The organism is Piscicoccus intestinalis NBRC 104926 (genome assembly GCF_001515525.1).
GTDB classification, from domain to species: Bacteria; Actinomycetota; Actinomycetes; order Actinomycetales; family Dermatophilaceae; genus Kineosphaera; species Kineosphaera intestinalis.
Map to the genome: position 1 here is coordinate 1 of NZ_BCNQ01000130.1, position 12,974 is coordinate 12,974.

Here is a 12,974-nt window from a genome sequence, read left to right on the forward strand (position 1 = left end):
GAGGCGGGCGGCCCGCCTCCGCCGCGGAACGGTCTGGGTCACGGCGCCGCGAAGCCCGTCTGCGACAGCACGGCGCGGCCGCGCTCACCGGCGATGAAGTCGACGAACTGCGTTGCGGTGGTCGGGTTCTTCGCCGAGGTCAGCGCCGCGATCGGGTAGCGGTTGACCGCGGCCGAGGACTCGGGGAAGTCGACCTGGGTGACCTGGTCACCGGCGCCCCTGGCGTCGGTGAGGTACACGAGCCCGGCGTCGGCCTGCCCGGACGTCACCTTGCCGAGCACGTCGGTGACCGCCTGCTCCTCGCTGACCGCCGTGATCGTCACGCCGGCGGCCTTCTCGACCGTCTCGGTCGCCGCACCGCACGGCACCGGCGCCGCGCACACGACGGCCTTGACGTCGCCGGCGCTCTGCTGCGCGAGGTTCTGCAGGTCGGTGATCTTCTTGGGGTTGCCGGGCGCGGTGACGATCGTCAGCGTGTTGCTCGCGAACGGCCTGGGCTGCCCGCTGACGATGCCCGCCTCGACGGCCTTGGCCATGGTCGGCTCGTTGGCGCTGGCGAAGACGTCGCCGGGCGCGCCCTGGGTGAGCTGCGCGACGAGGTCGGAGGACCCGCCGAAGCTGAACGACACGCTCACCCCGGGGTGCTGCTGCTCGAACTCCTGGCCCAGCTGGGTGAAGCTCGTGTTGAGCGAGGCGGCCGCGAAGACCGTCAGCGTCTGGTCCCCGCCCGCGGTGCCGTCGGCGGCCTGGCCGGAGCCGCCGCAGGCGACGAGGAGCGGCAGCGCGAGGCACGCGAGGACACAGCGGGATCTCACGGGGTTCCGTCCACCGCGCGGGGCGTGCCGACGATGACGGTGGTGGCCTTGACGACCGCGACGGCCAACGACCCCGGAGCCAGCCCGAGCGCCTCCACGGAGCGCGTGCTCATGAGGGACACGACGGTGAACGGACCGCACTGCATCTCGACCTCGGCCATGACCTTGTCGCAGGTCACGGCGGTGACCAACCCGGTGAAGCGGTTGCGCGCCGAGGTGCCCCCCGACAGCACCTCGGGCGGGCCCGCGCCGCGATCGCGCGCGAAGGCGGCCAGCGCGGCGCCGTCGACCGCGAGGCGCCCGGCGTCATCGCGCGTGGTCGGCAGGTCGCCGTGGTCGAGCCAGCGGCGCATGGTGTCGTCACTGACACCCAGCAGCGCCGCCGCCTCCTTCACCCGATAGGTCGTGGCCATGCCGTGAATATTCCGCATGTGCGACTCTTTGTCGAGTCGATCAGCCGCATCTGCGACACATTGACCGACACACCGGAGCGTTCCCGGCGCACGAACCCGTCAGCGGTACGCCGGTTCTCCCGTCAGCGCCTGCCCGATCATCAGCATGTGCATCTCGGGGGTGCCCTCGTACGTCAGCACCGACTCCAGGTTGTTCATGTGCCGGATCACCGGGTACTCCAGCGAGATGCCGTTCGCGCCGAGGATCGTGCGCGCCGTGCGGCAGATCTCCAGCGCCTTCGTCACGTTGTTGAGCTTGCCGATGCTCACCTGGTCGGGGCGCAGCCCGACCGAGTCCTTGCGGCGCCCCAGGTGCAGAGCGAGCAGCGTACCGAGCGTCAGCTCGGTGCTCATCTGCGCGAGCTTGGCCTGGGTGAGCTGGAACCCCGCGAGCGGCCGGCCGAACTGGGTGCGTTGCGTCGAGTACTCCAGGGCCGCGGAGAACGCCGACCGGGCCGCCCCCATCGAGCCCCAGACGATGCCGTACCGGGCCTCGTTGAGGCAGCTGAGCGGGCCCTTGAGCCCGCGCACCTCCGGCAGCACCGCCTCCGCCGGTAGCCGCACGCCGTCGAGCACGAGTTCGCTGGTCACCGACGCGCGCAAGCTCATCTTGTGCTTGATGAGTGGTGCAGAGAAACCGGCGGAGTCGGTGGGCACGACGAACCCGCGGATGCCCCCGTTCTCCTCGCCCGCGTTGGCCCAGACGATTGCTACATCGGCGACCGACCCGTTGGTGATCCACATCTTGCGGCCGTCGAGCACCCAGTCGTCGCCGTCGCGGCGAGCGCGGGTGCGCATCGACGCCGGGTCGGAGCCGTGATCGGGCTCGGTGAGGCCGAAGCACCCGATCGCCTCGCCGGTCGCCATCCGCGGCAGCCACTCCTGCTTGTGCTCCTCGCTGCCGAACCGCCAGATCGCGAACATCGCCAGCGACCCCTGCACCGACACCAGCGAGCGGATGCCGGAGTCGGAGGCCTCCAGCTCCAGGCAGGCCAGCCCGTAGTCGACGGCGCTCATGCCCGCGCAGCCGTACCCGTCCAGGTGCATGCCGAGCAGGCCGACCTCGCCGAGGGTGCGCGCCAATTCGCGCACCTGCGGCAGTTCCCCGCGCTCGAACCACTCGGCGACGTGCGGGTCGATCTCCTTGTCGCACACCGCCCGCACCGCCTCACGCACCGCGAGCTCCTCCTCGCTGAGCTGGTCGTCGATGTCGGCGAGGTCGAGCGGGTGAATTCTCCTGGGCGCCTGCGGGTGGCTCACTGCCGGTCTCCTGGGTCTCGTGGGTCTCGTGGGTCTCGTGGGTTCGTCGGGTCTCGTGGCGGGCGATCTGCACCCCACGCTAGGCCGCGAGCCGCCTCCGCGTCTGCCGAGCCGACACCGCGCGCACCCCGAGCCCGACAGGCGGCCGCGACTCGTGCCGCGACAAACTCTGTGCCCGGAGGCGGATCCGCACGCCGCGACCAGCCAATAGCATCCGTGATAAAACCGGCATCCCACCCGGGCTCCCGAGCTTTCCCGGGTGTGGGCGACTTACAGTGAGGCGGTGGCCGATTCGATGGACTTCGACACGGCAGGTGGCTCCCCGACGCCCGAGGCGTTTCTGTCCGCCGTGCGCCCCGTTCTCGACTTCATCGACACCTCGCGCACGGCCTGCGTCGTCGCGCTGGGCCAGTTTCTCGACCTGCGGTCCGCGCCGGCCGTGGGGCCCGACGACCTCGCGCAACTCATGCTCGGCGCGTTCGAGGCCGGCGACGTGCCGATCGGACCGCTCGCCTACACCAGCACGACCCCGACGGTCGCCTGCAGCGAGGATGGCGGCAGCCTGAGCGCCTACACCGAGCGATCCCCCGGCGAGATCGACGTTCTCGAAGCCCTGCGCCTGGAGCCCCGGCGGGTCGTGGTCGCCGGCGCCCGCTACGGCTGGCTGCCCGGCGTGCCGCGCACCCCCTCCCACGTCATGCTCTGCGACCTGGAGGCGATCCTCATCGAGGTGCAGGTGTACCTGCACCGGCGCGCCGAACGCCTGAACTACCGCGGCCGGGCGCGCGTGACGGTCGGCGTGCACACCGATCTGCCACAGGGCGTGACCCTAAGGCGGCTCGACGAGGAGACCGGCGAACTCCACCCTGACGGCCTGCGCACCCGCCGGTTCTGGCCGTTGAGTACCGAATTCGCCCTCATCGACCCCCCGCAGCGCACCCGGCGCCGGTCGTATCGGCTGGCCACCCGGGCCGCTCGCGCCTTCGGTGCCTCGGCTCCCCAGTTGCTCGCCGATCCCGACGGGCTACGCAGCGACGACCTGCCGCTGCTCGCCCGCTGAGCCGCCCTCGGCCGGCGACCCGAGCCGCACGCACGCGCCCCGATCCGCGCCACGACCCGCGCCCGATCCCCGCGCTCCCGGGCATCGCACCGACTCCGGTGTCATCATTCGACGTGGGCTCATGCCGTGACGTACGCCGCACCCGCTTTTGGTGCGCGAACGCTCATAACTGACCCACATGCCCTCGTGCGGACTGCAAGCTGGTCCGGTTCGCACGATCTGCGAACGATCTGCGAACCCTGACAAGGAGGTCTCGTGTTCCTCACCGCTTCGGTCCCCACGGCCGTCACCCTGGCCACCGGGCTCCGCCTGGCCGACGAGCCGGTGGAGCCGGCCTACTCGGCGCCGGTGCTGCTGCTCATCGCGCTCGCAGCCGTGCTCGTGCTGCTGTTCCTCATCATCAAGCTGAAGATGCACGCCTTCGTGGCGCTCGTGCTCGTCTCGCTCATCACCGCGCTGGCCACCCGCATCCCGTTCGGCGACGTCGTGCCGACGCTGCTCGACGGATTCGGCACCACCCTGGCCAGCGTCGCCCTGCTCGTCGGGCTCGGCGCGATGATCGGCCGGCTGCTCGAGGTCAGCGGCGGCGCGCAGGTGCTCGCCGACACGCTGATCCGTCGCTTCGGGGAGCACCGGGCGCCGCTGGCCCTCGGCGTCGCGAGCCTGCTGTTCGGCTTCCCGATCTTCTTCGACGCAGGCCTGGTCGTCATGCTGCCGATCATCTTCAGCGTCGCCCGGCGCCTCGGCGGCTCGGTGCTCACGTACGCGCTTCCCGCCGCGGGGGCGTTCGCGGTGATGCACGCGTTCGTGCCGCCGCACCCGGGCCCGGTCGCCGCCGGTGAGCTGCTCGGCGCCGACCTCGGCCTGCTGCTCATCGTCGGTCTCGTCATCGCGATCCCCACGTGGTACCTCGGCGGCTACCTCTTCGGCACGTTCACCGGCCGCCGCTTCGACCTGCCGGTGCCCGACTCCCTCGGCGAGCAGACCAGCCACGAGCCGGGTCGGCTGCCCTCGTTCGGCACCGTGCTGTTCATCCTGCTGCTGCCGCTCGTGCTGATCTTCATGGACACCGGCCTGAACACCCTCGGCACGGCCGGCGCCGTCGATCCCGACGCGACGTGGGTGAACGGCCTGCGGATGGTCGGCAAGACCCCGATCGCGCTGCTCATCACCGTGCTCGTCGCGAGCGTGCTGCTGGCCGGCGGCCGCAGCCGCGCGCGGATCGAGACGATCCTCAACGACGCGCTCGGCCCGGTCTGCGCGATCATCCTCGTCACCGGCGCGGGCGGCATGTTCGGCGGCGTGCTGCGGGCCAGCGGCATCGGCGAGGCGCTCGCGGGCAGCCTCGAGCAGACCGGCCTGCCGGTCATCGTCGCGGCCTTCGTCGTGTCGACCGCGCTGCGTGTGGCGCAGGGCTCGGCCACCGTCGCGCTGACGACGACCGCCGGCCTCATGGCGCCGACCGTCGCCGCCACCAGCGGGCTCTCGGCCCTCGACCTGTGCCTCATCGTCATCGCGATCGCCTGCGGCGCCACCGTGCTCAGCCACGTCAACGACTCCGGGTTCTGGCTCGTCGGCCGCTTCCTCGGCATGGACGAGAAGACGACCCTGAAGACGTGGACCGTCATGGAGACGATCCTCGGCACCGTCGGCTTCATCTTCGCGTTCGTGCTGAGCCTGGTGTTCTAGCGCGGGGCGCCGGGCCGCCCCCGATGTGCGCCCGGCTCGCGGGCCCTGCGATCGTGTCGATGGGACCGACACACGCGTGGGGCTCGGCGAGCCCACACCGAGAGGACAGGGGGACGGATGCCACACGCACCAGCACCCAGGACCCGGCGCGCCGCCCGCGTCGCTGCGGTGATCGCGGGGTGCGCGGCGCTGCTGTATTCGGCGTGGGTGCTGGCGCCGTGGCTGAACCCCGAGCACGACGCGGCCTCGGCCTACGTCAGCGAATTGGCCGCCGGCGACCCAGCCGTTCGGCCGGTTGTTCCGCGGCTTCGACGCCGCGGCGGGGCTGGCGCTCGCGGTCGCCGCGGGCGTGCTCGTGGCGCGGGACCGCGGCGGGCTGCGGCAGCGGCTGCGGCGCAACGGGCCGTTCGTCATGCTCGCGCTGTTCGGGCTGGCCACGGTGGCGGACGCGTTGCTGCCGATGAGTTGCGCCCCGACCGGCGATCCGCGGTGCGCGTTGGAGGAGCGTCTCGGCCTGCTGCCATGGACCCACCAACTGCACACCGTGAGCAGCAGCCTCGCGGGGATGTTCGCGCTCGTGGCGCTGGGCTGGTCGCTGCTGCGCGTGTGGCGCCGGCACCGTCGCGGCGAGCAGGAGTCCGGACCGCTGCCGCTGCTCATCGCAGGCATCGCACTCGCACTGGTGCACACCGTCGCACTGGCCTACACGCTGCTCGAGGTCGCCCGGCTGGGCGTGGGCGGACTCGGTGCGGCCCAACGCATCTCGCTCGCGGCGCTGGCGCTGTGGTGGGTGCTGCTGTTCCTGTCGTGGCGCCGGGGCGCGGCCCTGTCGACATGACGACCATCCGTCGCGGCCGGGTGCATCGCCTGCGCGGGGCCGATGTGCACGTGCTCGACGAGGGAGCCGGGCCGGTCGTCTTGTGCCTGTCCGGCGTGGCCGGCGCCTGGTACGACTGGCAGCCGCTGGCCGACCGACTCCTGCCCGGGCATCGGGTCGTGCGGCCCGACCGCCCGGGAGCCGGGTTGTCCGGGCCGCCCGGCGACGTCCTGCGCGCAGCCACCGAGGCCGACCGGCTCGCCGACCTCGTCACGTCGATCGGAGCCGGGCCGGTCACCGTCGTCGCGCACAGCCTCGGCGCCCCGATCGGGGAGGTGTTCGCGCGCCGCCACCCCGGCCTGGTCGCCGCGCTCGTGCTCGTCGACGGTTCGATCGAGGAGGAGCTCTCGGGACGGCCCGCGGCGCAGGCCGCCGCCCTCGCCGGTCGGGCACGCCGGCTCGCGGCCCTGTCGGGAGCCCGGGTCTGGGCGCCGTGGGCGCGGACGGTCGTCGACGCCCACACCGGCGGCGGAAGCTCGGTCGCGTCGGCGACGCTGCGAGCGCTGGCCCGGGCCGTGTACGGCCGCGCCGAGGTGGTGGCCGGGATCGCGACCGAGCTGGCCGGCTACCGGCCGGTGGTCGACGAGGCGTTGACGGCGCGGGCCGTAGCGCCCCTGGCCGCCCCGGTGACGGTCGTCGTGGCGCAGCGCTCGACCGGCTCCCCCGGGCGGTGGGTGCGCCGGCAGCTGGCGTTCGCCGAGCGACTGCGCGCCGACGGGGTGCCGGTGCGCGTCGAGATCCTCCGCGGCTGCGGGCATCTCGTCATGCTCGAACGCCCCGACGCGCTGGCCGCGCTGGTCGCGGCCGCGGTGCCGCGGGGCGCTGCGACTCAGGCGCGGCGGGAGGCTGCGAGCCGCTCGACGCCGGCCAGCAGGTCGGCCTCCGAGGGCACGGCGACGTAGCTGAGACGCAGGTGCGGCGCGGTGCTGGCGCTGGCGTAGAAGTTGTCGCCGGGGGTGAGCGCGACCCCGTGCCGCAGGGCGGCGGTCGCGACGGCGCGCGCGCTCTCGTGCCCGGGCAGGGCGAGCCACAGGTGGTAGCCACCGGTGGGCCGGGTGGGCAGGTCGAGGTCCCCGAGCTGCCGGACCAGCGCCCCGGTGGCGAGTTCGCGGCGGCGCCGCAGCGCCTCGGCGAGCGTGCGCTGGGCGCGGCGGAAACCGGCTCCGGTGACGACCTCGAGGGCGGTGTACTGCAAGGTGGCGGGCACGAACATCGTCTCGACGACATGGGCGGCGCGCAGCCGCGCCATCACCGGGCCGCGGGCCGCGAGGGCGGCGACCCGCAGGTTGGGTGAGGTGATCTTGGTGAGCGAGCGGATGTGCACGACGGCGCCGCGGCGGTCGTCCTCGACGAGCGGTGCCGGCAGGGGCCCGGCGTCGGCGTGGGCCATGTGCCGGGCGAAGTCGTCCTCGACGACGAAGGCGCCGTGTCGGGCGGCGAGGTCGAGCAGGTCGCGGCGGCGCTCGCGACTCAGGGTGGCGCCGGTCGGGTTCTGCCACAGCGGCTGCACGACGACGAGACGGGCGCCGGTCTGCGTCAGGGCCCGCTCGACGTCGTCGGCGCGGATGCCCTCGCCGTCGAGGGAGACGGGGATGACCCGCAGGCCGGCGGCGCGTGCGGCCGCGAGGGTGCCCGGGTAGCTGGGCGCCTCGATGACGACGGGGTCGTCGGGCCGGCCGATGGCCCGCAGCGCGAGCGAGAGCGCGGACTGGCCGCCGGCGGTGACGAGTACGTCGTGGCGGGCCAGACCGGCTCCGATATCGGTGGCGAACCAGTCGCGTAGCTCGGGCAGCCCGGCGGCGTCGGGGCGCGCCCACGCCTGCGGGCGACGCCCCGCGCGCGCCAGGGCGGTGGCGAGCGCGTCGGCGGGCTGCAGGCCGGGGTGCAGGTAGCCGCCGTTGAGGTCGATGACGTCGGGCCCGTAGCCGGTGACGGTGGCGGTGAGGGCACCGGCGTCGATGTCGCGCGCCGAGCCGCCGGCGCCGACGGCGGGGGTGAGGTCGAGGGCGGACTGCTGCCAGGAGGTGTCGAGCTCCTCCCGCACGGAACGGGCCGAACTGCGGAAACTCCCCGCCCCGGGCCGGGATTCGATGAGGCCCTGGCGACCCAGCTCGGACAGCGCACGGGAGACGGTGGTGGCGCTCACGCCGAACCTCGCGACGAGTGTCCGGTGCGTGGGGATGCGCGCCCCGGGTGGCATCGGCTCGATCTCGCGGGTGAGCGCGCGAACCAGCCCGGTCCAACTGCTATCCTCATTCATGAGTAGCAACGATAGCGCTATCGTGCAGACCGCGGTACCGCCACTGACGACCGGCACAGTCCTCGCCGCCCTCGGCGTCGCGAGTTTCTCGTTCAGCTTCCCCGCCACGGTGTGGGCGCTCGACGGCTTCGGCCCGTGGAGCGCACCGGGCTGCGCGGCACGATCGCGGCTCTCATCGCGGCGGCCGCGCTGCTGGCGACGCGCTCGGCACTGCCCCGGCGCGAGGACTGGCCGGCGCTGGCCGTCGTCGGGATCGGCTGCGGCATCGGCTTTCCGCTGCTGACGACGCTGGCGCTGCAGACCTCCTCGACAGCGCACTCAGCGGTGGTCATCGGGGCGCTGCCGATGGCGACGGCGACGATCGCGGCCCTCCGCACGGGCCGCCACCCCTCCCCTGCGTTCTGGCTGGCGGCGGGCGCGGGGGCGGCGATCGTCATCACGTTCGCGCTGAGCCAGAACCACGGCCGCCCGACGGTCGCCGACCTGTTCCTGCTCGCGGCGCTGCTGCTGTGCGCGGCGGGCTACGCCGAAGGCGGCCGGGTGTCGCGGCACCTGCCGGGTTGGCAGGTCATCGGCCGGGGCGTGCTACTGGCGGCCCCGATCAACGTCGTCGTCACCGCGGTCGCCCTCGGCGCGGAGCCGGTGGCGCTGACGGGGCAGGCGGTCGTGGGCCTGGCCTACATCGCGGCGATCTCGCAGTTCGGCGGCTTCGTCGTGTGGTACCGCGGGATGGGTCTCATCGGGGTCAGCCGGGCCAGCCAACTGCAGCTCGCGCAGCCGCTGCTCACGCTCGTGTGGGGCGGTGTTGCTGCTCGGCGAGAGCCTCAGCCCGGCCGTGCCGCTCACGGCGGCCGCGGTGTTGGCGTGCATCGTCGTCACCCAGCGGGCCCGCGTCGAGTAGCGCAACCGACTCCCCGGCCGGCTCTGGACGCCTACTTCTTCCCGTGGTCGTAGAGGTCGCCGTACCTGGTTTCGATCCACAGGACGTAGAACGTGTCCCCCGCCTTGAACCCGGCGAACGGCAGGTTCGCGTCGTGCCGGAACACCATGTATTTGTCCTCTGTGAGCGCCTCAGGAGGAGTCGGCTTGAACTGACTCCGGGGCAGCATCTCGTAGCCGAGACCATGCTTCGTGTGAAGGCCGAGTTCCGTCCACGTGAACCCGCACCTCTTTGCCCACTTGATGAGGAACTCAGAGCGTTGGCGCTCGCTCATCTCGTCCACGCCGAAGCGGGGCTGTATGTGCCGGAAGGACAGGAGCAGGTGCCCGTCGTCCTCGGGCACCTTGGGGACCGATAGTTCCTGATCGGTGGCCTTGGGAGGCTGTCCCCGGCGCTTCCCCTTCGCCATCAGGCAGCGGCGAAAAACTCACGCATGGCGTCCTGCGGAATGACCAGATACGTCTTGTCATGCTCGAAGGTGGACTTCCAGGGAGCCTCGCGGTGGGTGCGGTTGCGCAGCGCCCACGCTTCGTATTTGCCGTACGTGTTCCACACCCGAATGAGGTCGTCCTCGACATCGCGGAAATCGTCCCAGTCGAAGTCCGCGTCCAGCACATCCTCGACGTCGATGGGACCGTTCCCGAACCTCTTCAGGTCGTGGTAGACGGAGCGGACGACGGGACCGTGCGCCCACGCCTCGATGTCGTCATCGAACAGCGGCATCCCGTGCGCGCCAAGGTGATGACCCTGGGCGTAGTAGAGCAACTTCTGCAACTTCAAGTTGCTGGGTGTCGCCTCGTTCTGATCGCCCCAGGCGAGGAACCAGTCGGCAACCTGTCGTGCCGTGTGCTTCGTCATGTCATCCACCTCCGTCGCGAGGGAGCAGCCGCCTCCGACATGGCAAGTATGCCTCGCGGGCGCACGCGTCGGCAGACGCCGCGTAAGTCACCGCGCATCCGGCAGCAGGAGGAGGTGCCGGTTCCGCTCTGGGGGTCACATGTCCATGACATCTCAGGCAGGAGCTGGCGAGGGGACTCGAACCCCTAACCACCTGTTTACAAGACAGGTGCGCTACCGATTGCGCCACGCCAGCGCGCATCTCACGCCGCACAGGGCGCGAGACACGGTTGTGATGGTAACCCGAGCGCGGCGACGGGCCCGGACCCGCTGGTGCGGTGTCCGGGCCCGTCGGCGATGGGCAGTGGTGCGGTTCAGGCGAACACCACGCCCCGTCGGATCAGATCAGACCAGGGCCTTGGCCTTCGCCAGCTTGGCGCTGGAGAAGAAGCTCAGGCCGCTGCGCTTGAGGCCGAGGTAGCTCTCGGTCTTGCGCACGGTCTCCGGGCCGATGATGCCGTCGACGCGGGCGCCGACCTTGCGCTGCAAGGCGCGCACCTGGCTGGCGGCCATGACGCGGCTGCTGCGGCTGCTGTGGGAGACGCGCTCCGAGCCGCGGGAGGCCGACACGCTGCCGCCGGAAGCGGAGCCGCCGTTGGAGCGGTTGAGGCCGGCCTTCTTGCTGCAGACCGGCCAGGCACCCGGGCCCTGCATGCGGAGCAGGTTCTTGGCGGCGGCGATCTGCTGGGACTTCGACGCCTTGTGCGGCATGCTCGCGTAACGCGTGCCGCCGGCGGCGCGCCAGCTGCTGGCGGAGAACTGCAGGCCGCCGTGGTAACCGTTGCCGGTCGAGATCTTCCAGTTGCCACCGCTCTCGCAGGCGGCGACGCGGTCCCAGACGTCCGACGGAGCCGCGGAGGCGGACGGGGCGGCTGCCACGCCACCGGCCAGAGCCACGCCGCCGACGACGGCAGCGCCGGCCATGCGGGTGAGCAGGGTGGACTTGCGGGCAGCAGAATGCTTAGCGACAGTGCGCATGAGTGTAAGGGGTTCCTCTCCTGACGAGCGCCGATGGGGTTAGCTGTCGGGTTCGGGCGTCAGGTGCCCGGCCGGCTCGCGCCGACTTCACCCCGAGACCGCCGTGCGGTCGATGGGGCCTTCAATGGCCCCCGTGGGTCCCCCACCTCCGTCTGCCCGGACTGTCCGGCGAGGTGCCCGGCGACGGAGTTAGGCGCTAGGGCACGCATGCTGATGGTTGGCGAAATGTGCAGTTGTCCAGCCGGCCCCCGAGGACAGGCTGTGTTTCCCTGTCGGCCAACTTCGAGCGACTGTAGGGCACGCCAACCAGCCTGAGCAAAGTTTGGCCTCATTTCCGTATCGATCAGGTCACGGTGGAGGAATCTTCCGTCCGGGAATCGGTCGTCTACCAGGCCATCTGGACGATCGACCAATCGAATGTGGAGTACGTCACACTCGTCAAGCGGTGCTTGGTTACCAAGACCTCGCCGGTCAGCGCGGGACCTCGCCGCCTCAGCCAGTCTTCAGTTGGCACAGCGTGATCCATCTTTTGGCGAACACCCGTCTCCCGAATGCCCTACGCACGAGGGGCCGCAGACGGAGTCGGCTCCCCCGGTAACTCGCGGGTTGTCAGCGGGAACCCGGGCGTGGACACAGACGAAAGCGGGCGGGATCGGGCAGCCGATCGGGCGCCGCTCAGCCGGGTCTCACGACGAGTTCACACGGGCGTGATATCCCGGGCCACCCGGGGTGTCCGTGAGGAGACCGAGCCGGGCCCGAGGGGGCCGCGCGCCGCGCTCGGCGGTGCGGTTGTAGCCGCGACGCCGAGCTGCGAGCGCAACGCCCAGCATGTGGATAGGCCGGCAGAGTCACGAGAGGTCCGTGCCGGCGTCGCGCCGGCCGGATGGGCTCAGAACGGGCCGAGGAGACCGCGCACGAACGACTCCGCGATCGGGAACCAGTCCGGCTGCACGCCGCTGGCCTGGCTGCGCACCGCGAAGTAGGCCCCGACGAGCAGCAGCGCCACGGTCACGACGAGCGCGCCCGCGCGACCCAGCGTCAGGGCCCGCATCGTGCGCCGCGACCCCCGCCGCAGGGACGACCCCGCCGGGCCCCACCAGCCCACGAGCACACCCGCGGCGAGCCCGATCGCCAGCACCGGCTCCGACTCCAGCGACATCTGACGCCCCGTCGAGCCCGTGAGCAGCGCCGCCGCGCCGACGGCCGCCCCCGCGGCCACCACCCCGGAGACGATGACGACCATCACCGTCGTGAGGATCGCCGGGATCGCGCGCACCGGCGAACCGAGCACCGCCAGCGGCACGTCCGAGCGCCGCGACCCGCGTTCGGCCACGCCCGCCGCGATCGCCATCGCCGCCGAGTCGACGGTGCGGGCCACCACCGACCACGCCGCCGCGATCAGCACCGCGATCACCGGGTAGCACATCGCCAGCCCGGCCAGCGCCGCCAGCAGCGCCACCAGCGGCAGCTGCACCCCGTGCCGCAGCCGCGGGCCCGTTCTCGGCCGCCCCTCAGGCTCGCCGTACCCGCCCGGGCCACGCGACCCCGCGGGGTCGACGCGAGCCGGGTACCCGTAGCCGCCCGGAGAGCTGCCCGGCGCGTAGCCGGAGCCCGAGTCGTAGCCCTGCGGCGGAGCCGACGGCTGCTGTCGCTGCCAGAACCGCGGCCGTTCGTCGGGCGTCTGCGGACGCGCCGGCGCGTATCCCGGCGACTGAGCGCGGAATCCGGCGTACGCCTGCGGCTCCC

At 72.2% G+C, this 12,974-nt stretch carries 12 protein-coding genes, 1 tRNA gene, 1 pseudogene and 1 riboswitch; of the genes and pseudogenes, 5 read left to right on the forward strand and 9 right to left on the reverse strand.

Annotation, left to right across the window (positions count from 1 at the left end; genetic code table 11):
- Window positions 1-38: 38 nt before the first annotated feature.
- The 3 genes from modA to PINTE_RS16805 form a co-directional block, all read right to left on the reverse strand.
- Window positions 39-815: a molybdate ABC transporter substrate-binding protein gene (modA, locus tag PINTE_RS16795; protein ID WP_084343720.1), complete on the reverse strand. Its 777-nt coding sequence runs from the start codon at window positions 813-815 to the stop codon at window positions 39-41.
- The gene (locus PINTE_RS16800; protein ID WP_068433074.1) at window positions 812-1,228 is read right to left on the reverse strand and encodes a TOBE domain-containing protein; all 417 of its coding nucleotides are present in this window, start codon (window positions 1,226-1,228) and stop codon (window positions 812-814) included. Before PINTE_RS16800 ends, modA begins: the two co-directional genes overlap by 4 nt.
- Before the next feature lie 99 nt (window positions 1,229-1,327).
- Window positions 1,328-2,527: an acyl-CoA dehydrogenase family protein gene (locus PINTE_RS16805; protein WP_068433076.1), complete on the reverse strand. Its 1,200-nt coding sequence runs from the start codon at window positions 2,525-2,527 to the stop codon at window positions 1,328-1,330.
- Between the two features lie 283 nt (window positions 2,528-2,810).
- Between PINTE_RS16805 and PINTE_RS16810 the strand changes: the two genes are divergently transcribed.
- From PINTE_RS16810 to PINTE_RS16825, 4 genes are all read left to right on the forward strand, one after another.
- The gene (locus PINTE_RS16810) at window positions 2,811-3,587 is read left to right on the forward strand and encodes a hypothetical protein (RefSeq protein WP_068433078.1); all 777 of its coding nucleotides are present in this window, start codon (window positions 2,811-2,813) and stop codon (window positions 3,585-3,587) included.
- A gap of 309 nt (window positions 3,588-3,896) precedes the next feature.
- Window positions 3,897-5,276, forward strand: a complete 1,380-nt coding sequence (locus PINTE_RS16815; RefSeq protein ID WP_068433103.1) for a GntP family permease — start codon at window positions 3,897-3,899, stop codon at window positions 5,274-5,276.
- 295 nt (window positions 5,277-5,571) lie between these two features.
- Entirely contained in the window at window positions 5,572-6,114 is a 543-nt protein-coding gene (locus PINTE_RS16820) for a DUF998 domain-containing protein (RefSeq protein ID WP_068433080.1), read from the forward strand.
- Window positions 6,111-7,055, forward strand: coding sequence for an alpha/beta fold hydrolase (locus PINTE_RS16825; RefSeq protein WP_157087320.1), 945 nt, complete (start codon window positions 6,111-6,113; stop codon window positions 7,053-7,055). Before PINTE_RS16820 ends, PINTE_RS16825 begins: the two co-directional genes overlap by 4 nt.
- On the opposite strand, the gene PINTE_RS16830 is transcribed toward PINTE_RS16825, so the two are convergent.
- Complete coding sequence (locus PINTE_RS16830) at window positions 6,983-8,413, reverse strand: aminotransferase-like domain-containing protein (RefSeq protein WP_068433086.1); 1,431 nt, start codon at window positions 8,411-8,413, stop codon at window positions 6,983-6,985. The genes PINTE_RS16825 and PINTE_RS16830 overlap by 73 nt on opposite strands.
- 135 nt (window positions 8,414-8,548) lie before the next feature.
- Here PINTE_RS16830 and PINTE_RS16835 point away from each other — a divergent pair, with 135 nt between their 5' ends.
- A complete protein-coding gene (locus PINTE_RS16835; RefSeq protein ID WP_217996626.1) occupies window positions 8,549-9,367 on the forward strand; it encodes a DMT family transporter in 819 nt (272 codons plus the stop codon).
- Here PINTE_RS16835 and PINTE_RS16840 read toward each other — a convergent pair.
- The 5 genes and pseudogenes from PINTE_RS16840 to PINTE_RS23360 all read right to left on the reverse strand — a co-directional run.
- Window positions 9,346-9,762, reverse strand: coding sequence for a hypothetical protein (locus tag PINTE_RS16840; RefSeq protein WP_068433089.1), 417 nt, complete (start codon window positions 9,760-9,762; stop codon window positions 9,346-9,348). The genes PINTE_RS16835 and PINTE_RS16840 overlap by 22 nt on opposite strands.
- Window positions 9,762-10,211, reverse strand: a complete 450-nt coding sequence (locus PINTE_RS16845) for a Panacea domain-containing protein (protein ID WP_068433095.1) — start codon at window positions 10,209-10,211, stop codon at window positions 9,762-9,764. The genes PINTE_RS16840 and PINTE_RS16845 overlap by 1 nt, the downstream gene beginning before the upstream one ends.
- Before the next feature lie 162 nt (window positions 10,212-10,373).
- A tRNA-Thr gene (locus PINTE_RS16850) sits at window positions 10,374-10,446 on the reverse strand.
- 149 nt (window positions 10,447-10,595) lie between these two features.
- Window positions 10,596-11,228, reverse strand: coding sequence for a transglycosylase family protein (locus tag PINTE_RS24810; RefSeq protein ID WP_068433097.1), 633 nt, complete (start codon window positions 11,226-11,228; stop codon window positions 10,596-10,598).
- A 13-nt stretch (window positions 11,229-11,241) separates the two neighbouring features.
- A riboswitch (cyclic di-AMP (ydaO/yuaA leader) is annotated at window positions 11,242-11,421 on the reverse strand.
- 696 nt (window positions 11,422-12,117) lie between these two features.
- Window positions 12,118-12,974, reverse strand: a pseudogene (locus tag PINTE_RS23360) (hypothetical protein); the annotation flags it as partial.

Coding starts and splice junctions, on each gene's coding strand:
- PINTE_RS16800 (WP_068433074.1), bottom strand. CDS start 1,228: ATGGCCACGACCTATCGGGTGAAGGAGGCGGCGGCGCTGCTGGGTGTC.
- PINTE_RS16825 (WP_157087320.1), top strand. CDS start 6,111: ATGACGACCATCCGTCGCGGCCGGGTGCATCGCCTGCGCGGGGCCGAT.
- PINTE_RS16830 (WP_068433086.1), bottom strand. CDS start 8,413: ATGAATGAGGATAGCAGTTGGACCGGGCTGGTTCGCGCGCTCACCCGC.
- PINTE_RS16840 (WP_068433089.1), bottom strand. CDS start 9,762: ATGGCGAAGGGGAAGCGCCGGGGACAGCCTCCCAAGGCCACCGATCAG.
- PINTE_RS16845 (WP_068433095.1), bottom strand. CDS start 10,211: ATGACGAAGCACACGGCACGACAGGTTGCCGACTGGTTCCTCGCCTGG.
- PINTE_RS24810 (WP_068433097.1), bottom strand. CDS start 11,228: ATGCGCACTGTCGCTAAGCATTCTGCTGCCCGCAAGTCCACCCTGCTC.